We start from the raw sequence: 19,219 nt of genomic DNA on the forward strand, positions 1-19,219 counted from the left end.
GCGGTCAACCGCAGTCACCCGCCTGCCCGTTCCTACCGTTCTGCCTCTATCACGGCGCGCCGTACTCGTACGCGCCGATATCCATCTGCCCAAGCGCCGGGCGCGATGTGGACTGCGCTACATGCTTGTACTGGAACGCCGGCACAAGCGAAACACCCGAGCTCGCCGTACCCGGGATCGAACCGCCGTCAATCATCGGAGACCCGGCAGCGGGACGCAGATCATATGTCGACCGGTCGGCAAATGCCGGGGCGAGCGACCGGTAATTAGTGGTATTGATCGCCCCGGCCTGATTCGTCACGGTCCCGACGCCGGCAAAAATATTATTCTGCATGAGTATCGGGGTAGTCACGCCGCTCCCAACGACAATAAAGGTGCCACGCACGCTGTCGTCATTCAGGAAGGTGTTGTTCACCACGTAGAGTTCCCGCTTGAGGTTGGTCGCGCCTTCCACGCCGAAGGTCAGCATGCCGGGGTTCTGGTTTGCGGAGGGCTGCTGGATGACGTTGCCGACCACATAGGCTGTTCCTGCATTGGGCAGGTCGATTTCATAGCTCGGCTGCCCCGTGCCGTTGCTCGAGAAGCGGTTGTAGACAATCGTGTTGGTTTCCGCGCGCGACTTGAGGTTGTGGCCGGTCTTCGCGTCGTGCGAATAATTGCCGCGGAAGACCAGGCTGGCAACGTGTCCCACATAGAGGTTGTGCGAATAGCCGTCACCGTAGCCGTTATTGCCGAATTCGCTGTTTTCGATAACGATGTTCGACACGCCGTCGTTCGACGTGAGAATCCCGTTCTCGTTGTCGTGCAGGTAGCTTTTGCGCAGGGTCAGGTGTTTGCCGTCCAGCCGGATTGCGGCCCCATTCTGGTCCGGCACCTTTGCACCGAACATTTCGACGTTCTCGATCACGGTGCCCGTGCCTGCCACCACCCATGTTCCTTTGCCGAGCGCATTCACGCCATTCGCATTGATCTTCGCGCGGCCGTTCACGCCGCGGATGGTGAGGTTGTCGCGGTAGATGCCGCAGACGTCCCCGCTGTAGGTGACGGAGCCATCGATTTCGATCGTATCGCCATTGACGGCGGCGGCGAATGCCTTGCACGGCGTGGCGTAGGTCTGTCCGGGACCGACTGCGCGAACGGTGCCGGTGCTCGGCGCCGGCGCCGGCGCCGGAGCAGGAGCAGGAGCAGGAGCAGGAGCAGGAGCAGGCTCAACCTTGATCTTGCGGCCGAGGTCGTTCTGGGTGTCGTTGGCGCTTGGCGGGGCCAGCGTGGCGCCTGACTGCGATGCAGTCCCTTCACCCGCCGTCAAGCCGTTCTGCGCCTGTTCGCCCGTTTGGCCTCCGCATGCCGCGAGGACGCAGCTGATAATTGCCGTTGTAAGCATCGGTGTGATTGTGCGCTTGCTGTTTCTGTTCATGATAGTCGTATAGGCAATTGAGCAATGACGAGCCCAAGCGATGAGGATCCCGCCTTACGACCGATTCGCAATCTTTCAAGTTCCTGGTGGAAATGTTTCCTTACATCTTGTGAAGTCCGCCGCGCCGCTTTTTCTTCACATATGGGCGTTGGAATTGTGATGTAATGAAGAAGGCAACACACGACAACACCCTGGCCAACAAGGAGAAAACATGAAAAAACTAGCAGCCGCCCTGATGCTCGCCGTTCCCTTTGCCTTCACCAACGTCCATGCCGCCACCGAACAGCAGAACAAGATGGCGACCTGCAACAAGGAAGCCGCCGACAAGAAAGGCGATGAGCGCAAGGCCTTCATGAAGGAGTGCCTGAGCAACAAGCCGAAGGTCAGTGAAGCCCAGAAGGCGCAGCAGGAGAAGATGAAGACCTGCAACGCCGAAGCCAAGGACAAGAAGGGCGACGAGCGCAAGAAGTTCATGAGCGAGTGCCTGAAGAAGGGCTGATCCTCTCCGCAAGTCCCGGCCTTCACGCATCCGTGTAGAACTTGCACGGATGCGTAAGGAAGGCAGCATCGATCGCCGCCCCGCGCGGATAATCTCACTCTCCCCAAGCGGAAACACCGCGCCCCGTCCCCGGCATGCTTCTCGCATCCATGATAGTGTTCTCGAACGGAACACTGGCAATCCGGAAATCACTTTCTATACTGAAGCGATGGGTATCTTCAACGAAACTCTTCCGTATGCCGTCGCGCTCGTTGCTGCGATAGGCGCCTTCGCCACCCTGTATCGCAATGTCCGGATGGCAGACTGGCCACGGCTGGCTGCCCCCGGCGCGTTCTCTGCCTGGTGCTGCGCCATCATCCTGCTGCCAATGATCTGGCGTTTCAGCGTGCCGCTTTCAGGCGGCGCCGCTCTTCACATGGCCGGCCTGCCCATTTTCGTGCTGATGTTCGGCCGCAGGCTGGCGATGACGGGCGCCGCCCTTTCCGTTGTCATGTACACGCTCGCGTTCAACGGGGTGTGGACGAACCTTGGCCTGAACCTCCTCCTGCTCGCCATTGTGCCGGCGTACTGCGGCGAGGCGCTGATGCGCGCGACCGAGCGCTTCCTGCCACGGCACATGTTCGTCTACCTGCTCGGGAATGGTTTCTTCGGCACGATGGCGATGCTTGCCCTCCTCAACATGCTGTCGTTCGGCGTGTACTACGCAATGATGACGACGGTGCCCGTCCCCGACGACATCCTTGCCTACATGCTCCTGCTGTCCTGGGGCGAGTCTTTCCTGACCGGCTTCCTGCTCACCATGTTCACGGTCTACCGGCCGGAATGGGTGCTGACCTTCGACGACAACGTCTACCTGCGCGGCAAGTAAGCTGCATTCCCCTTGATGAATTCCCCGGCCGCGCGGCTGACCGCTTCCGGCTGGTCGCGATGCGGAGAATGCCCGCAATCGGCGATCGGCAGGGAAGTGGCGTTCGGCGCTTGCCGCGCAATGCCATGGATCTGCTCCAGCGTCCCGTATTCGTCGCCTTCGCCCTGGATCGCCAGCACCGGGCAATGGATCTTTGGCAGCTCCGCTTCGATGTTCCACGAGCGGAAGGCCGGGGCCAGCCAGGCGTCGTTCCAGCCGCGGAAGACCGACTCCGGATCCTTGTGATGGCGGGCCAGGCGCGCTTTCAGGTCGGTCTGCGTGAAGGCCTCCTTTGCCTTGCGGATGCCTTCGATGGTGATGTCTTCCACGAAAATGTGCGGCGCCATCACGACCGCGCCGCTGACCCGTTCCGGGAAGCGCGCGGCATACAGGAGCGCGATGGAACCGCCGTCGCTGTGGCCGAACAGCCAGGGTTTCTCCACGTCGAGAACAGACAGCAGGGCGGGCAGGGCTTGCCATGCCTGTTCATGCAAATAGTCCGGCTGCAAGTGCGCGTCGAGCGGGCGCGGCGTGGACTGGCCGTAGCCGACGCGGGAAAACACCAGTCCGCGCAAGCCGTGCGCTTCGCAGAAACGCTGCGGAAAATCGCGCCACATCGAAATCGATCCGAGGCCCTCGTGCAGGAAAACGACGATGGGATGAGAAGAATGTTCCACGCCGATCCATTGATAGTCGATCTCGGCGCTGCCGCCTCTCCAGGGAATGTGTGTGAATGGCATGGGCGATGTCCGTTGTACGTGAACGGCAATTATTGCAGTTCGGCCCCGCCTTTGCCGAGGTCCGGCGCGCGCGTGCAATTGCCGGTACACTCGGTCGCATCCGATTGCGCACATTCCGATGACGCCACACGCACCCCAGAACGACAACCGCACCGATGCGATGCTCGCATGGTTCTTCGTGCTCGTCTGGGGATCGGGCTATCTCGCCAGCAAGGTGGGGATGCAGTATGCGCCGCCGTTCACCTTCCTTGCCTTGCGCTATGTCTTCGGTGTGCTGTGCCTTGTTCCGTGGTTGCTGATCGTGCGCCCGTCATGGCCGTCGAGCGGGCGTGAACTCTTTCATATCTGTGTGGCCGGGTTGCTGATGCATGCGCTCACGCTGGGCGGCAGTCACTACGCGCAGTATCTCGGCATGTCGGCCGGCATCACCGCACTTCTGCTGGCAACCCAGCCCTTGTTCACGGCCATCTTCGCGCACCGCATGATGGGCGAGCGCCTCGTGTCCGCGCAATGGGCCGGCGTTGTACTCGGGCTTGCCGGCGTCGCGCTAGTGGTGTGGCACAAGGTGGATGTGAAGGCCGTCACGCTGGCAAGCCTCACCGCAGCCGCAATCTCGCTCGCCGCCATGACGACCGGGACGCTTTACCAGCGCGCTTTCTGCCGCTCGGCCGACCTGCGCAGCTCGTCCTTCATTCAATTCGTGCTGTCGCTGTGCGTGCTGGCGCCGGCGGCGTGGGTCGTGGAAGGATTCCAGGTGCGGTGGAGCTGGCAGATGGCAGTCGCCATCGTGTTTCTCGTGATCTTCGCGTCGATCCTTGCGGTCAATGCGCTGCATTTGCTGATGCGGCGCGGCCACGCGGCCAAGGTGACCAGCCTGATGTTCCTCACACCCATCGTTGCGGTCTTCCTCGAATGGGCCATGTTCTCGGTCGTGCCGACCTGGCTCAGCATTGCCGGCATTGTCGTCACCTGCGTCGGCGTGGCGCTGGTGTCGCGACGAAGTTAACTCTCCGCCTTCGGCGCCGGAATGCTGTCGCAGGGATTGCTGTTACGCGCCGGACGCGGGGTGAACCACAGGTAGTCGTGGTGGGCGCCGACGGCGCTGTGCGCATACGCATTGGGATCCACCGGTTCATACACTTCGACCATGCCGACCGACAGCACGCTTTCTTCCGGCGCGCGCGCGGCGAGATAAAGCGGCACGCCGAGGTCTTCGCGCGCATGGCCGCGTCCAACGATCCCGACCACGCCGCTGCGGCGGGCCATCAGCATCTTGTCCGCCATGACGGCGTCACGGACGCGCTGCGATTTGGTGATGATCTGCACCATGTGGTCGGCGACCTTGCCGCAGTGGCCGGCGGCGATCTCCTGCGCCAGCTGGCGGTCGCGCTCGGGCGTCCAGGTAGTGTCGAGCGCCAGCCGCGATTCTTCTCCCGTGCCGAGCACCTCGTAGCCATTGCGCGCGACTTCGCGCACCGCTTCGCGCGACAGGTTGGCGGCTACCAGCGGCAGCTTCTGTTGCAGCGCGGACGACACCAGGCGCTGGTAGAGCGGCCAGTTCCAGCCCTGGCGCATCAGCTTCGACAAGTCGCGCAGTTTGTCCATGCGCGAGCCGTTGCCTTGCACGATGCCGTTCACCAGCTTCTGCTGGTCGACGTCGAACTGTTCCATGACCAGCGCCGGCTTGCGTCCGCTCTTGACCACCGCGTCGAGGATCATGGCCTGGATGCGATGGTGCTCTTCGTTGTCGTGGATTTCGCCCAGCAGGACAAATTTGGACTCGGTCGCCCGGCCGATCACCTCGTCGGGCTCGACGAAGCGGTTGTTGGCGACGTCCCAGATCTTGCCTGCGAGCGGATGCTGCGTTCCGTACGGATTGCTGAAATGGGCGCAGGATGCAAGAGAGGCCACTGTGATGGCGCAGAACAGGGTTCGGGCGAGTTTTTTTAAAGTATTCATAGTCGCTTGTCGTGGTGAATGCGAGTGTTATGTCCGATTGCGCCGCGCATCGCGCTTGACGCGGGAAACCAGCGCCGCCAGCATGCCGCGATCCCAGGCGCCGGCCTGCGGGCCGTACAGGCTGCGATCGAGTGCCAGCACGGCGTCGCGTGTGCCGCTGTCCTGCATGCGTTCGGCGAGCGCGCCGAGATTGCGCGGCGGATCGGGCAGCGTGGCGGCCGCCCATTCCAGGAGTCCGTCGCGCACCGCGCGCGCGTCTTCCGACCGGCACGCCTTTCGCAGCCGCCATGCCATCCGGAGACGCCGGCTGCGCAGTGCCGCGAACAGCAGCGCGGTGGCCAGACTCGCCGCGACGATCGCGCTCAGGTGTCCCAGTGCCGTCTGTGTCAGGGTGGCGCTGTTTGCCGGTTGCGTCGGCGGCGCGGATTCACCGACCACGAGCGTGCGCCCGGGCAGGCCCGCTGTCCGCTCGCTGTCGGTATCGACATTCCACCAGCGCAGTTGCAGCGGCGGCACGGTGAACAGACCGCTTTTTGCCGGCATGAGGACAAAGGTCTGCTCGCGCACCGCGATGTTGCGCTCGCCCTGGAAATGGTTCTGCAGGCGTGGCGGACCGGGGAGCACGCCCATGCCTTCGACCTTGATATCCAGCTCCGGCAGTTGTGCCGCTTGCACGCCGGCGGCCTCGATGCGCACGGTGCGCCGGTGCACGCCGTTTTCCACGGTCGTCCATTGTTCGGTCAGGGATAGTGCATGGGCCGGCAGCCAGGGGGCGCCGTCGGCCTGGATGTCGACCGGCAGCACGGTCAGCGTGCGCGGCGGCGCGTCCATCCGCAGCGGCCGCCAGCCTTCGGGCAGGGAGGCCGTCGCGGCGGGCATGCGGCCGGTGGCATACGCGCCGGCCAGCTCCAGCGTTCCGCTGGCGAAGGGAAAGACCGCGTATTTGCGTTCGTGCGCGCGGTAGCGGCGGCCATTGCGTTCCGTTTCGAAGATCTTGTCTTCGCCGATGAGATGGAGATCGGCCAAACGCGCCTGCGGACCGACCAGCTGCACATCGCGCACATCGACGGCGTGCAGGAAGCGCAGGCGGTAGACCGCTTGTGCATGGACGTGCACTTCCTGCATGTCGAGCTCGGCTTCGAGCAGCAGGTCCTGCGCCGCCCAGGCGGGGAGGACGGCCGCGAGCAGGAGGATGGCGAGCAGGCGTCTCACCATGGCCGCTCCGTATGACCTGCCTGGCGGCGCTGGTGCTCCGCCTGCAGCTTGCGCCGCAACAGGCTGCCCGGATCGTCCGGCACACCGCGCAGCCATTGTTCGGCAGCACGGTTGGCGTCGCTCTCGGAGGGGCCGGTGGTTCCGCCACCCGAGCCGCCGCCCTTGCCGCCGCTTTTCGAGGTGTTCAGCAGGCTGCGCACGAGATCGCGGTTGTGCAGGGTGTCGGCATCGTTTGAACTGAGCCGGAGTGCCGCCTCGTAACCGTCCAGCGCTTCGCGCAGGCGTCCTGCCTTGGCCAGCGCATTCGCGCGGTTGTACAGCGAACCGTGATCCTCCTGCCCTTCAAGCAGGCGTGCCGCCTCATCGTATTGACCGGCGCGGTAATGCGCCACGGCCTTCCAGCGGGCATCGCTGAACCGGACGGCTGCCTCCGCGTACCGGCCCGCATCGAACAGGCGCTTCGCGTCACCGTCGGCGAGGCTCGCTGCTTCGGAGGATGGCGGCAGGATGGCTGCGCACAACACCAGCGGCAACGCGGCAAGCAGGCCGCGCCGGAAGCGCAGTGCGGCCAATGGCAGCAGGGGCAGCAGCAGCCACGGGCCGAGTTCGGTCACGCCAGCCACGCCCACGCCGCGGTTGCTCGCGGTCAGGGTGGCGGAAAGCGTAGTCAGGTCGGTGTGGTCGGCGCGCATGGCGAGCAGTATGCCACCAGTGCCCGTCGCTGTTTTCCGCAGTATCGGGAGATCTGCGCCGTCGGCATGCAGGACGGAAAGACGGATGCCGGCAAGTTCCGCTGCCGTCGGGACGTTGCGCCAGTCGCTATGGGTGAGCCAGATGATGTCGCGTGTTCCCGCACCGCTGCGTGCGAGCAGGGCGCTTGCCATGCGCAACGCGCGCTCCGGCCGGTTTCCGGCAACCGGCATCGCATCGACGGCGAGCTCCGGGACGAAACGGGCAACCACGGCCGCGTCGGCTGTCGGCGGGACGACCAGATACGGTTCGTCCGCGTAGACCAGCATTGCCGTATCGCCGCCGTGCGGCAGGTTGAGCAGCGCATGCAGTTTCAGCTTGACGCTTTCCAGGTGCGCCGCGGCGCCCGGTGACAGGTCGACCACCAGCACGCGCGTGCTGTCGCGGCGCGCTGCATGCTGTCCATCGGCGTCGTGCAGTTGCGGTCCGGCGAGCGCCAGCACCGCGAGCAGCCAGGCCAGCGCGAGCGCCGCCGTGCCGCCGCGCTTGTCCGATCCCCCGGTCAGGACATGCGGCAAAAGATGGTCATCGACCGCGTGCTTCCAGCGGCGCATGCCGGCAGGCGAGCGGTGCACGTGCCACAGCGCGAACGCCAGCGGCAGCAGCGCGAGCAGCCATGCCGGCCGGGCGAAGGCGACGTGGGCCAGCAGCGTCATGCCATGGCCTCGCGACGGTGATGCCACGCAAGACCGGCGGCCAGCAGGCAGGCAAGGGCGAGCGGCCAGGCGTACAACTCGCTGAGGGCGCGCGCTTCACTTTCCCGCGCGGCGGGCTCGGCGCGTTGCACGCCGTCGAAGAAGGCGGCGATGGCCCGGCTGTCGGTGGCGCGGACGTAGCTGCCGCCGGTCTGGACGGTCATGTCCTTCAACACTGTTTCCTGCAGGCCTTCGCCGGAGCCGACGCCAACGGCATGGATGCGCACCCCTTCCCGCCGCGCCAGCCATGCCGCGCGTCCCGGCGCCAGTGTGCCCGCGGTATTGGCGCCATCGGTCAGCAGGACAAGCACCCGCGCGTTTTCGGGCAGCTCCTTCAGGTATTTGACGGACAAGGCAATGGCGTCGCCCAGCGCCGTTTCCCGTCCCGCCAGCCCGGCCTGGACGCTGGCGAGCGCGGCGCGCACGGCGTGCAAGTCGTGGGTCAGCGGCGTGTGCAGGTAAGCCTGCGCGCCGAAGACGACCAGACCCGCCCGGTCGCCCTGCCGGCGCGCGAGGAAGTCCCCGGCGAGCGCGCGTGCCGCATGCAAGCGCTCGACCGCCTTGTCGCCCTGTTTCAGGTCGATAACCGACATGCTGCTCGACACGTCGAAAGCGATGATCATCCCTGAACCGCCACGCACAGGGAGGAGGTCACCCGGCATCTGTGGCCGCGCGGCGGCCGTCACCAGCAGCAGCCAGGCGAGGACGGCAAGCCAGCCCTGCGTCCTGGCGCGCGGACCCTGTGCAACCGTATCGGGCAGCCGGGGAATCCGCAGTGCCGGCCCCCCTTCCGGAGGCGGAAGCAGCAGGCGCAGCGCCCAGGGCAGCGGCAGCGCAAGGAACAACCACGGCCAGGCGAAGCTCATCGCGGATTCTCCCGCAGCCATTGGCGCACCAGGGCAATCAGTGCCTGCGCATCGGTTGTGCCGGAAGCGCGGTAGGGAAGACTTTCCAGGACTGCGCCCGTCCCCTGCGTAAAGGCGTTGCCGCCGCCATGCGCATCGAGGAAGGCGAGCCAGTCGCCGCCGCTCAGCCCCTCCACGCCGGCCTCGGGAAAACAGGCGGCAGCGTGGCGGCGCAGCAGTTGCGACAGGCCGCCGGCCAGGCGCACCGCGTTTCCGTCGCGGGCATGCGCCGCCTCGAGCGAGGACAGTTCGCGCAGCGCATGTCGCAGGCGCCGAGTGCGTATGCCGCGGTAGATCATCCAGGACGCGGCGACGGCGGCACACGCGGCCGCGATCCACACTTCCGTCATGGCCCACCAGGGGGTGGCAGCGGGAAGATGGATATCCCGCAGGGTGTCGAGGGCGTTCGGATTCATGGCGTGCCGGACAACAAGCACAGCGCACGTGCCGGGTCTTCATGCGTGGCAAGCGTCACCAGGCGGACATGCGGATGCCGCGCCAGCTTGTCCAGCAGGGCGTTGCGTGCTGCAAACGGGGCAAGATAGGCGGCGCGGCCGGCGTCGCTCTCCAGGTCGAGCGTCGTGCTGCGTTCGCCATTGCTCACCCGGTATACGCCCGGCGGCGGCGACGATTCAAACGGGTCGACCACGTGCACCAGTCCGACATCGATCCGCAAGGACAGGGCAGCAATGGAATGTGCCAGCATGTCGTCGAGCGCATGGAAATCGCTGACCAGGATGGCAATGCCGCCGGGACGGACGATGTGCGTGACGGCGGCCAGGGCGGAGGCAAGCAGCGATGCGGTGTCGGGCGCCAGGGCCGATACCTCGGCAAGCTGCCGCAGCAACGCGAGCGCGCCATGTTGCCGGGCCTGCGGACGCACCTCGCGTCGGCCGCAGCCGCACACGATGCCCCCGACGCGCTCCCCGTCCGCCGCCGCTTGCCAGGCGAGCAGGGCGGCGGTCCGTGCCGCGACCACCGACTTGAACGCGACGCGCGTACCGAAACGCATGCTCGCGCCGAGATCCACCAGCAGGTGCACCGGGCGTTCATGTTCCTCGCGGAACAGCTTCGTAAACGGGGCGCCGCGCCGCGCCGTCTGGCGCCAGTCGACGCTGCGCACATCATCTCCCGCGCGGTAAGGGCGCGATTCGGCGAACTCCATGCCTCTGCCGAGACGGCCGGGGACGCGCCCCCCGGGATTGCCCGCAGCGCGAGCGAAAGGCAGGCCGCGCCGCGCATGCACGCGCGTTCGCAAGGCGACGAGCTCCGCCAGCGAAGCGAACGAGCCGTCCGGTCCGGCCTTCTCGCCGCTCATGGCACCCGCACTTTTTGCAGGAGCGTTGCCACAAGCCTGTCCACCGTCATGCCGCCTGCCTGCGCCTCGTAGCCCAGCAGGACGCGATGCCGCAGCACGTCCGGCGCGATGCGCTGGATGTCTTCCGGCGACACGTAGTCGCGGCCGGCCAGCCATGCCCGGGCACGCGCGCAGCGTTCCAGCGCGATCGTGCCGCGCGGACTGGCGCCGTAGCGCACTGTGCCCGAAAGCGCGGGATCGACGCTCTCCGGATGGCGCGTCGCTTCGGCGATGCGCACGATGTAGTCTTCCAGTTCCCCGGCAAGATGCAGGTCGAGCACCGCGAGGCGCGCCTCAAACACCTGCTCGCGCGTCGCGACCGGCTCGATGGACACCTTGCCGCCGTGGCGCGCTTCCTTGCGTGCCAGCGCCAGGATGTCCCGTTCCATGCCAGCGTCGGGATAGTCCACCTGGACCTGCATCAGGAAGCGGTCGAGCTGCGCTTCCGGCAGCGGGTAGGTGCCTTCCTGCTCGATCGGGTTCTGCGTCGCCATCACCATGAAAAACGGCGGCAGCGCATAGGTCTGGCGGCCGATGGTGACCTGGCGTTCCGCCATCGCCTCCAGCAGCGCCGACTGCACTTTCGCGGGCGCACGGTTGATTTCGTCGGCAAGGACGAATTCATGGAACAGCGGCCCGCGCTCGAAATGGAAGCTGCCGTCCTGCGGGCGGAATACCTCGGTGCCGGTGAGGTCGGCCGGCAGCAGGTCGGGCGTGAATTGCAGGCGGTGGAAGCTGCCGTCGATCAAGGCGGCGAGGACCTTGATCGCCCGGGTTTTCGCCAGCCCCGGCGGCCCTTCGAGGAGCAGGTGGCCGTCGGCGAGCAGCGCCATCAGCAGGCGCGCCGTGAGGTGCTTCTGGCCGAGCACTTCGGCGTCGAGGCGGGCCTGCAATTCCAGGAATCGCGTGTGCAGCGTCATCGTTTGGGTATCAGCAATAGGGATCGGGATGCGTCAGGTAATGGCGCACGTAATCGGCGACGCCGTCCTCCAGGCTGCGGAAGGGCGCCGTATAGCCCGCGTCGCGCAGCTTGGCGAGGGATGCCTGCGTAAAGTACTGGTACCGGCCATGGAGGCCGGCCGGCATGTCGATCCACTCGATCGCGGGATCGCGTTCCTGGCAATGCGTCACTGCCAGCGCGAGATCGCGAAAGGTGCGCGCCTTCCCCGTGCCGACATTGAAAATGCCGGACGTGTGGCGGTGCGCCAGGAAATGGGCGACAACGTCGACCGCATCCTTCACATAGATGAAATCGCGCAGTTGCATGCCGTCGGCGTAGTCGGCGCGGGCGCTGCGGAAGAGGCGGATCTTTCCGGTATCGCGGATCTGCCGGAAGCAGTGCCAGGTCATGCTGGCCATGTCCTGCTTGTGGTACTCGTTCGGACCGTAGACGTTGAAGAACTTGAATCCGCACCAGTGCGGCGGCGTGACGCGCTGCGCGACCTGGCGCAGCACCCACAGGTCGAACAGGTGTTTCGAGTAGCCGTACTCGTTGAGCGGTCGAAGCGGATCGAAGACATTGTCATCGTAGCCATGCGCGCCGTCGCCGTAGGTCGCCGCCGAGCTCGCGTACAGGAAGGGGACTTCATTGCGCGCGCACCACTGCCACAACGCCTGGCTGTACTTGAAGTTGTACTGCATCAGCAGGTTGACGTCGCGTTCCGTCGTCGCACTGATGGCGCCCATGTGGATCACGGCGCCCGGCTTCACGCCGGATTGCAGCCACGGGAATAATTGATCCCGATCAAGGTAATCGGAGTAACGCCGGCGGCAGAGGTTCTGCCACTGGTCGGAGTGTTGGAGGTGGTCGACAATAATGAGATCATCTCTGTCGCACGCATCATTCAGATGCCAGGCCACCATGCTGCCGATCATGCCGGCGCCCCCCGTGATCACGATGGGTCCGTCGGGGAGTTTCGCAGTCCTTCCGTTTTGATTCAGCATGGCAGTTCCGATCTTCGGGCATTGTGCCAAGAAAGCCGTGGTTTGACGAGCGCCGTGAAGTCTTTTCATAGCGCCGGTCAAGCAGCACGCGGGCGTGCATGTCGAATGTTTAACGTTTCGAGGTGTTCTTGATTCACCCTGACCTGATGAGATGGCTGGACCGCTGGATTGGTGTGCCCCTGTGTTTTGCGTTGAGTGGCCTGCGGCGCATGAAACGGGTCTTCCGGACGGATCAGGCGCAGGGGCGTCCGCAGCGCACCGCGTTCATCCTCCTGACGGAAGGCGGGAGCATGGTGCTCGCCGATCCCGCGGTGCGCGCCGTCGCCGGGGGGCAGGGCGAAGACGCCTTCTTCGTCACCTTCGCGCATAACAAGCCCGCACTCGCGGTCGCGGGGACCGTCCCCGAGGACAGGATCTTCGCGTTCAACGTCAGCAACCCCGTCGCACTGCTGCGCGATGTCGGACGCTGGCGCGTCTGGCTGCGCCGTCACCGCATCGATACCATCGTCGATTTCGAACTGTTCTCGGGATTATCGGCCGCGCTCTGCGCGATGTCGGGGGTGCACCGGCGTGCCGGTTTTCATGCAATGCAGGGCGGCCTCGCGCTCTACCGCGGCGACCTGTATTCGCACAAGGCATCGTACGACGCCGCGAAGCATATCGCGTTGAACTACCTTTCCCTCACGGAAGCGCTGCTCGGCAAGCCGTCATTGCAGGACCGTGCCTTGCCGTCCGCTCCTCGACGCGCCGTGCGCGCGGAGGAATCGGCCGCGGCACGCAAGCTGCTGTCCGCTTTGCTGCCGCAGCATGGACGGCGCCGCCTGTTGCTGGTCAATCCCAACGCCAGCGAATTCCTGCCCCAGCGCCGGTGGCCGGTGCCGCACTTCATTTCCTTCGTGAGCCGCATGCTGGAGCGGCATGCCGACCTGGACATCCTGCTCATTGGCGGGCCGGACGATATCGCCACCACAGGCGCAATCGCCACTGCCGTTTCCGACCCGCGTTGCGCCGATGCGGCCGGCCGCTTGCGTCTTGCCGAATTGCCGGCGCTCTACGCGCAAGCGACGGCACTGTTGAGCAACGACTCCGGTCCGGCGCATTTCGCCTCGGTGGTCGACCTGCCCGTGGTGGTGATGTTCGGACCGGAGACTCCCGCACTCTACCGGCCGCTTGGACGCGCCACGGTGTTGAGCGCCGGATTGCCTTGCTCACCCTGCGTCAACGTCACCAACCAGCGCAAGACCCTTTGCGCCGACAACCGCTGCATGCGCGAGATCTCCGTGTCGTCCGTGATCGATGCCGTCGAATCCGTGCTCGACGTATCCAGGGTGGTGCCGCTGCGTGCCGTCGTCCGCATGCAGGGAGGTGCCGCATGATCCCGCGCCGCCGCCTGACGCTGGACATGGCCGATCTCGCCGACTGGCTGCGCGCGCCGTTCACCTCCCCCGCCGCGGCGGCTGCCGAAGTGTCGGCATTCGAACGCGAATTCGCGCAGGCCATCGGCGTACCCCACGCAGTTGCCGTCGCCAGCGGACGCGACGCGCTGTGCCTGATCATCGACGGACTGGGACTCAAGGCCGGCGACGAGATTGTGATTCCTGCCTACACGCTCGGCGAACTCCTGCCGCTGCTGTCGGAACGCGGACTCGTGCTGGTGCCCGCCGATATCGATCCCGCTACCTACAACATGACCGTCGAGTCCGTGCGCAAGGCGATCACCCCGCGCACCCGCGCCATCCTCGCGCTACACCTGCTTGGCGTGCCCTGCGACATTGCGGGCCTGTGCGGGCTGGGCTTGCCGGTGATCGAGGATTGCGCGCATGCGCCGGGCGCGACCGTCGACGGCAGGCCGGTCGGCAGTTTCGGCGTCGCGGCCTTGTTCAGCCTCGAAGCGAACAAGGCGCTGTCCGCCTTCGGCGGCGGCGTCATGACGACGCGCGACGACGCGCTGGCGGCGAAGGTGCGTAGCGCACTGGAAGGACGGCCGCGGCGCGAATGGCCAGCGATGAAAAAAATGCTGCTCAAGTGGGTCGAGGAAATGATGGTGCGCTCGCCGCTGTACGCGGTCGCCGCGCGGCTCATGTTCGGCGGCGACCGCGCCGGGCGATTCGAGCAGTTCTACCGCCAGGCCAACAACCGCGTGCGGCCGAAGGTTGCGTTCAGCGGCATGCAGGCACGCATGGGCCGGCGCCGGCTGAAGGGCATCGCGGCGCGGCAGGCAAGGCTGGAACCCCTCTGGGAAAAGCTTGCCCGCGCGCTGCCGCCCGGCTTCGAAGCGCAGCAGAGAACGCACTGTGGCGCTCCCGTGTTCTACAACTTCGTCGCGCGCTTTCGCGGGGACCTGAACCAATTCCGCAAGCGCGCGCTTGCGCAGGGATTGGATGTCGGCATCTTCGGCGAGGTGATGGATGATACGGCGCGCATGCTCGGCCATGAAGGCTGCCCGCGGTCCGCGGAGGTCTACCGGCAGGCCGTTCTTCTGCCCTTGTACGATGGCATGACTGAAGCGCGGCTCGACTGGGTCATTGATCGCCTGCGCGGCATTGCTGCAAGCGTGCAGGAGCAGCGGTGACGACGCCAGTCGTCCTGTTGCGCATCGATCGCGCCGCGCGCCGGCACACGACGCATCCGCGTCACCTCCATCCCGCGCTCGACCTCAACTATGCGCAGGCCGCCATCGAGGTAGCATCGGGCAGAACCGTCCCCTTGCTCGACGGCTGGCTGACGCCTTTCGATGTGCAGGCATTTGCCGGTGCCGCGCTGGCACTGAAGCCCCGTATCGCAGTGATTCGCGCCGTCACCTGGTGTCTCGAGGAGTCAATTGCGGTGGCGCGCATCCTACGCCACGCCGGTGTCACCACGATCGCCGTCGGCCAGCAGGTCTTGCATGTCGCCCGCTGTCCACAGCCGGGGTGGCTTGAGGCTTTCGACCTCGCGATTCCCGGCGAACCGGAACAGGCAGTGCCGCAACTGGTGGCGGATATCGAACGCGGCACTTCCCTCGCCATCCTGCAAATGCGCTGGCCGGCGAACGGACGCGGGCCGGTCGAGCAGGTCGTCGATCCCGACTCGCTGCCCGCGCCGCGATTTTCGACTACCGAGAGCACGGCCTATCCTTTCCCCTTTCCCCTGCGCGGCGTAGTGGCCGACCGCTGGGCCTACATACTGACCGCCTGGGGGTGCCCCAGGCCCTGCCTGCATTGCTCGGCGATCGTACGCAAGAGCGTGGGCCGCCCCTTGCGGGCACGCTCGCTGGATTCCGTGCTCGATGAAGTAGCACGTTGCGCCGATGCAGGCGCGCAGGCGATCGCTTTCGAGGACGATTCGCTCTTCGTGCATCGCAAACGTTTCATGCAGCTTGCCAATGGGATGCAGCGGCGCGGCATCACGTTGCCTTGGATGGCCAATGCGCGACCCGACGAACTGGACGAGGAGCGTATCCTTGCGGCCCGTGATAGCGGTGCCGTCCTGTTGAAGATCGGTGTCGATACCGGTGCGCCGCGACTGATCGAAAAGCTGGGCAAAACAACGGACGGCGATGTGTGGATGGAGGCGGTGGAAAGTTCGTTCGCCAGCTTGCACGCGGAGGGCATCGGATCGGTCGCGTTGTTCATGTTCGGCCTGCCTGGCGAAACGCAGGCCGACGCCGAAGCGACACGCGCGCTCGCCATGCGGCTGCCTGCGGATTATCTGCAGGTGCAGTTGTACCAGCCGTATCCGGACGTGCCGTGGTGGGAATCGCTCAACCTGCAGCAGAGCCCGAAGCCGGACTACCACTATGGCGCTCACGGCCACCCGCTTGGCGAACTGAGTTTCGCGGAACTCGATCGCCTGCAGAGGCAGTTATATCGCCAGTTCTACCTACGCCCGTCCTTCATTGCCCGCCACTTGCGCCATGGCTGGCGCTGGTACCTCGGCGGCGGTGCCGCACGCGTCGCGGGCATTTTGCACTTCCTCGGCAAGCGCGCGGACAAAGCGGTCGACTGCCAGCATCAGCAGCACCGCGATCAGCATCGGTCCCATCTGCACCTTGATCAGGTCCGCCACGTGCAGGACTAGGCCGGTCCCGGCCAGCGTTCCAAACAGTACCGGCAGTTCCCATCGTCCGGCGCCGCGTTGATCGACGTCGCGCCAGATCCACGCCGCAGCGGGCACGATGATGACCAGGTCGTAGAGGTAGGCCATGGGAATCGCCAGCGGGGTGGCCAGCAGCAGGACTGCGGATTGCAGGCCCAGCGTGTCGGGCCGGCGTCGGCCGCGCCACCATACCCATCCGACGAGACTGGCCATGGCCACGCCCATCAGGTTCTGCGCAATCCACATCTTGTCACTGGCGCCGCCGGACATGCGCAGGAAGGACAGCACGGTCGTCATTGCACGTCCGCTGTAAGCACCCGCGCCGAAACCGTCGAGATGGAACAGCAGTGTGCCGATAAAGGCGAGCCAGGGTTCCAGGCCAAACGCCAGCATGCTGGCGATGATGGTGGCGATGACGGTCACGCTTGCCGACAGAAACACGCGCCAGTGTCCACCTGCGGCAAGCGCAATCGGAATCAGCACGCCGAGGTGGGGCTTCACGCTTGCCAGTCCGATCAGCACGCCCGCGAGCGCAGGCCGGGAACGAATGCAGGCAAGGCCGCCGGCAATCAGTCCTCCTGACAGGAACCCGGTCTGGCCGTACAGGAGGTTGAAGTAGGCAGGCGGCACGGCAAGTGCGAATGGCAATGCGATGCGCGTGGGAAGGATCATCCGCATGGCGGCAAGATAGGGCAGCGCCGTGACGCCGATCCACAACAGGTAGGAGATCCAGTACGAGAACCACGCGAGCGGGATCACCAGTGGAATGAATGTGGGCGGGTACATCCACGGCGCCCAGCCGATGGAACGCGCCTGCTTGTCCGTGATGTCGCTGTAGACGCTCAGCGCCGCCCGCCGTCCCGCTTCCTTCATTGTGCGCTGGAGGTACAGGAACTCCACGGGCAGGTCGCGCGCGAGCAGCGACGCGGCGTAGGTGGGCGTGTAATCCGTGTACAGCGGCTGCCCGCCATTGGCAGCATCAACGTAGCCCTGCCGGAAATCCCACACTGCCATCGCCGCGTACAGCGCAACGACGATCCACAGCAGGAAAATCGCCCTGCGCGAGATCTGCGGGGATAAGGCGGAGTCGTTCACACCATGCCTTTGTGCATTGCTTCCGACACGAAGGGGATACCGAAGAAGGTAAAGAATGCGATCGCGAATGTGCCGACAATCAGCGCGGCATTGATGACCGGCGCGGGGCGGTAGGACGCACGCACATGCAGCATGAGGCCGATGGCGAGCCAGGTAACCAGCGACCAGACTTCGAGCGGGTCCCAGGACCAGTAGGCACCCCACGCGTCCTGCGCCCAGATCGCGCCGGCCAGCAAGCCCAGCGTGTGGAAGATCAGCGCCATCGCCATGCACCGCCACGCCGTTTCATCGAGCGACCGGTCCGGGGGAAGGGACGCCAGTCGCGAGGTACCGACGTCTGCCCAGCGCAGGAGCAGGATGCCCGCGATACCCAGCGCGACAAAGGCCGCACCGAGGAAGACTTTCAGGAAGGCGATGTGGACGAACAGCCAGACTGTGTCATACGTTGGCGGCAGCGAGGAATCCTCGACCGGTTCCAGCAGCGCCCAGGCCATCACCATGATCACCACGGGCAGGACGACGGCGGCGAAGGCACGCACGCGCGGCAGCACGGAGTAGCCGACGACGACTGCCACCATCAAGCCCCATACGTTGGCGGACAGCATCTCGAACATATTTCCGACCGGCATATGATCAATGCGCATCCAGCGCGCGCCCAGAGCGACAGTGTGCAACAGCACTGCAACGGTCATCAGTGCCAGCATGGTGCGCTCCGGTCGTTTGCGGAAGACCAGCGCCCACATCGCGATGCCGGTGGCAAAGGAATAGCCCACCAGGGAGCTCCAGAAAGTAACGAGTTCGATTTGCAGCAGGGATGTGGTCATGGCTTGAAGATCGGGAGCCGTTCTCCCGACTTGATTTCGTATTTCATCAGTCCGTCCGGGCCTTCGGTGCCCGGGATCGGCATTTTCGTCCCGACGCCCTTGCCGTCACGCTTGAGTTCGGCGGCGGTGAAGCCGGGCGGGATACCCTTGGTCGGTCCCCATTCGCCGCGCCCTAGCTTTGCTTCCCATTCCCAGATGGCGGCGCGTGCCTGCGCCACCTTCAGGCGGTAGGGGTCGGAATTTTTCTCAGTATGCAGATAGGAACGCATCGCGCCCAGCGCGCTGTCGAGTTCGCCCAATTCCTCTGAGGCCACCGCATAGCCGAAATAGGCATCCGCGAATTTCGGATCGCGCTCGATGGCCGCATTCATGAAATCGCGCGCTGCAACGTAGTCCTTCTTTCCGATCAATGCATTGCCGATCACGACGTACGATTCTGGACGGCCCTTCAGCACCTCGAGGCCGCTGTTCATGATGGCAATCGCTTCATCGTATCGCTTGGCACCGATGGACGCGGCGGCCTTGCGCAGGTATTCCTTTGCTTCTTTGTCGTGTTCCCACTTGCGGTAAGCCTCTGGGTCGCGCTGCGGACTGACTGGGGGTTCGGTCTCGGCAACTTCCTCGGTCAGGCCGGACAACACGGAATCCTTCAGTTCGCTTAAACCCGACCGTTCCCGGTTTTCCTTGGGAGCCGTGGTAATGCCGCGTCCGGGGAGCAAGGTGACCACGGCACCAATCGCGACGACAATGCCCGCGAGCGCAAGCAGCGCGCGCAGGCGGTAGTCGCGTCGGCGCGGTGCGGGGGAAGTGACGGTGGATGTGCTCATCGAAACGG

The 19,219-nt window shown here is 65.3% G+C and carries 18 protein-coding genes and 1 pseudogene; 6 read left to right on the forward strand and 13 right to left on the reverse strand.

The genetic code is table 11. The annotated features are described in order from the left end of the window. Positions 1-49: 49 nt before the first annotated feature. A complete protein-coding gene (locus tag ACNOHI_RS09760) occupies positions 50-1,417 on the reverse strand; it encodes a hypothetical protein (protein WP_420474476.1) in 1,368 nt (455 codons plus the stop codon). Positions 1,418-1,628: 211 nt separating this feature from the next. Between ACNOHI_RS09760 and ACNOHI_RS09765 the strand changes: the two genes are divergently transcribed. After that, the gene (locus ACNOHI_RS09765) at positions 1,629-1,916 is read left to right on the forward strand and encodes a PsiF family protein (RefSeq protein WP_420474477.1); all 288 of its coding nucleotides are present in this window, start codon (positions 1,629-1,631) and stop codon (positions 1,914-1,916) included. A gap of 208 nt (positions 1,917-2,124) precedes the next feature. Continuing rightward, a complete protein-coding gene (locus ACNOHI_RS09770; protein WP_420474478.1) occupies positions 2,125-2,784 on the forward strand; it encodes an energy-coupling factor ABC transporter permease in 660 nt (219 codons plus the stop codon). Here ACNOHI_RS09770 and ACNOHI_RS09775 read toward each other — a convergent pair. Then, positions 2,766-3,563, reverse strand: coding sequence for an alpha/beta fold hydrolase (locus ACNOHI_RS09775; protein ID WP_420474479.1), 798 nt, complete (start codon positions 3,561-3,563; stop codon positions 2,766-2,768). The genes ACNOHI_RS09770 and ACNOHI_RS09775 overlap by 19 nt on opposite strands. Before the next feature lie 118 nt (positions 3,564-3,681). Between ACNOHI_RS09775 and ACNOHI_RS09780 the strand changes: the two genes are divergently transcribed. Beyond that, entirely contained in the window at positions 3,682-4,569 is an 888-nt protein-coding gene (locus tag ACNOHI_RS09780) for a DMT family transporter (protein WP_420474480.1), read from the forward strand. Here the strand turns inward: ACNOHI_RS09780 and ACNOHI_RS09785 are convergent. Genes ACNOHI_RS09785 through rfaD form a run of 8 tightly spaced genes read right to left on the reverse strand, consistent with a single transcriptional unit; the run spans position 4,566 to position 12,388 of the window. Continuing rightward, positions 4,566-5,522: a ChaN family lipoprotein gene (locus tag ACNOHI_RS09785; protein ID WP_420474481.1), complete on the reverse strand. Its 957-nt coding sequence runs from the start codon at positions 5,520-5,522 to the stop codon at positions 4,566-4,568. The two genes, ACNOHI_RS09780 and ACNOHI_RS09785, sit on opposite strands and share 4 nt — an antisense overlap. Positions 5,523-5,549: 27 nt before the next feature. Further along, a complete protein-coding gene (locus tag ACNOHI_RS09790; RefSeq protein WP_420474482.1) occupies positions 5,550-6,737 on the reverse strand; it encodes a hypothetical protein in 1,188 nt (395 codons plus the stop codon). Further along, positions 6,731-8,143 carry a hypothetical protein gene (locus ACNOHI_RS09795; RefSeq protein ID WP_420474483.1) on the reverse strand — a complete coding sequence of 471 codons (1,413 nt, stop codon included), beginning with the start codon at positions 8,141-8,143 and terminating at the stop codon, positions 6,731-6,733. Before ACNOHI_RS09795 ends, ACNOHI_RS09790 begins: the two co-directional genes overlap by 7 nt. Beyond that, a complete protein-coding gene (locus ACNOHI_RS09800; protein WP_420474484.1) occupies positions 8,140-9,048 on the reverse strand; it encodes a VWA domain-containing protein in 909 nt (302 codons plus the stop codon). The genes ACNOHI_RS09795 and ACNOHI_RS09800 overlap by 4 nt, the downstream gene beginning before the upstream one ends. Further along, on the reverse strand, positions 9,045-9,503 hold the full coding sequence (locus tag ACNOHI_RS09805) for a DUF4381 domain-containing protein (RefSeq protein ID WP_420474485.1): 459 nt from the start codon (positions 9,501-9,503) through the stop codon (positions 9,045-9,047). Before ACNOHI_RS09805 ends, ACNOHI_RS09800 begins: the two co-directional genes overlap by 4 nt. Continuing rightward, positions 9,500-10,405 (reverse strand): DUF58 domain-containing protein, encoded by a 906-nt coding sequence (locus ACNOHI_RS09810; protein ID WP_420474486.1) that lies wholly within the window; start codon positions 10,403-10,405, stop codon positions 9,500-9,502. Before ACNOHI_RS09810 ends, ACNOHI_RS09805 begins: the two co-directional genes overlap by 4 nt. Then, positions 10,402-11,364: an AAA family ATPase gene (locus tag ACNOHI_RS09815; RefSeq protein ID WP_420474487.1), complete on the reverse strand. Its 963-nt coding sequence runs from the start codon at positions 11,362-11,364 to the stop codon at positions 10,402-10,404. Before ACNOHI_RS09815 ends, ACNOHI_RS09810 begins: the two co-directional genes overlap by 4 nt. 10 nt (positions 11,365-11,374) lie before the next feature. Continuing rightward, positions 11,375-12,388: an ADP-glyceromanno-heptose 6-epimerase gene (gene rfaD, locus ACNOHI_RS09820; RefSeq protein ID WP_420474488.1), complete on the reverse strand. Its 1,014-nt coding sequence runs from the start codon at positions 12,386-12,388 to the stop codon at positions 11,375-11,377. A gap of 209 nt (positions 12,389-12,597) precedes the next feature. Between rfaD and ACNOHI_RS09825 the strand changes: the two genes are divergently transcribed. Genes ACNOHI_RS09825 through ACNOHI_RS09835 form a run of 3 tightly spaced genes read left to right on the forward strand, consistent with a single transcriptional unit; the run spans position 12,598 to position 16,447 of the window. Beyond that, on the forward strand, positions 12,598-13,764 hold the full coding sequence (locus ACNOHI_RS09825; RefSeq protein ID WP_420474489.1) for a glycosyltransferase family 9 protein: 1,167 nt from the start codon (positions 12,598-12,600) through the stop codon (positions 13,762-13,764). Continuing rightward, a complete protein-coding gene (locus tag ACNOHI_RS09830; RefSeq protein ID WP_420474490.1) occupies positions 13,761-14,960 on the forward strand; it encodes a DegT/DnrJ/EryC1/StrS family aminotransferase in 1,200 nt (399 codons plus the stop codon). The genes ACNOHI_RS09825 and ACNOHI_RS09830 overlap by 4 nt, the downstream gene beginning before the upstream one ends. After that, positions 14,957-16,447, forward strand: coding sequence for a B12-binding domain-containing radical SAM protein (locus ACNOHI_RS09835; protein WP_420474491.1), 1,491 nt, complete (start codon positions 14,957-14,959; stop codon positions 16,445-16,447). The genes ACNOHI_RS09830 and ACNOHI_RS09835 overlap by 4 nt, the downstream gene beginning before the upstream one ends. A 150-nt stretch (positions 16,448-16,597) precedes the next feature. On the opposite strand, the pseudogene ACNOHI_RS09840 reads toward ACNOHI_RS09835, so the two are convergent. The 3 genes and pseudogenes from ACNOHI_RS09840 to ACNOHI_RS09850 form a co-directional block, all read right to left on the reverse strand. Continuing rightward, positions 16,598-17,479 (reverse strand): annotated as a pseudogene (locus ACNOHI_RS09840) (glycosyltransferase family 87 protein); the annotation flags it as partial. A 77-nt stretch (positions 17,480-17,556) separates the two neighbouring features. Further along, a complete protein-coding gene (gene ccsA, locus ACNOHI_RS09845; RefSeq protein ID WP_420474492.1) occupies positions 17,557-18,384 on the reverse strand; it encodes a cytochrome c biogenesis protein CcsA in 828 nt (275 codons plus the stop codon). Next, entirely contained in the window at positions 18,381-19,211 is an 831-nt protein-coding gene (locus tag ACNOHI_RS09850; protein ID WP_420474493.1) for a tetratricopeptide repeat protein, read from the reverse strand. Before ACNOHI_RS09850 ends, ccsA begins: the two co-directional genes overlap by 4 nt. Positions 19,212-19,219 lie beyond the last annotated feature (8 nt).

Origin of the sequence: Noviherbaspirillum sp. ST9, from assembly GCF_048799745.1 — a bacterium.
Taxonomy (GTDB): Bacteria; Pseudomonadota; Gammaproteobacteria; order Burkholderiales; family Burkholderiaceae_D; genus Noviherbaspirillum.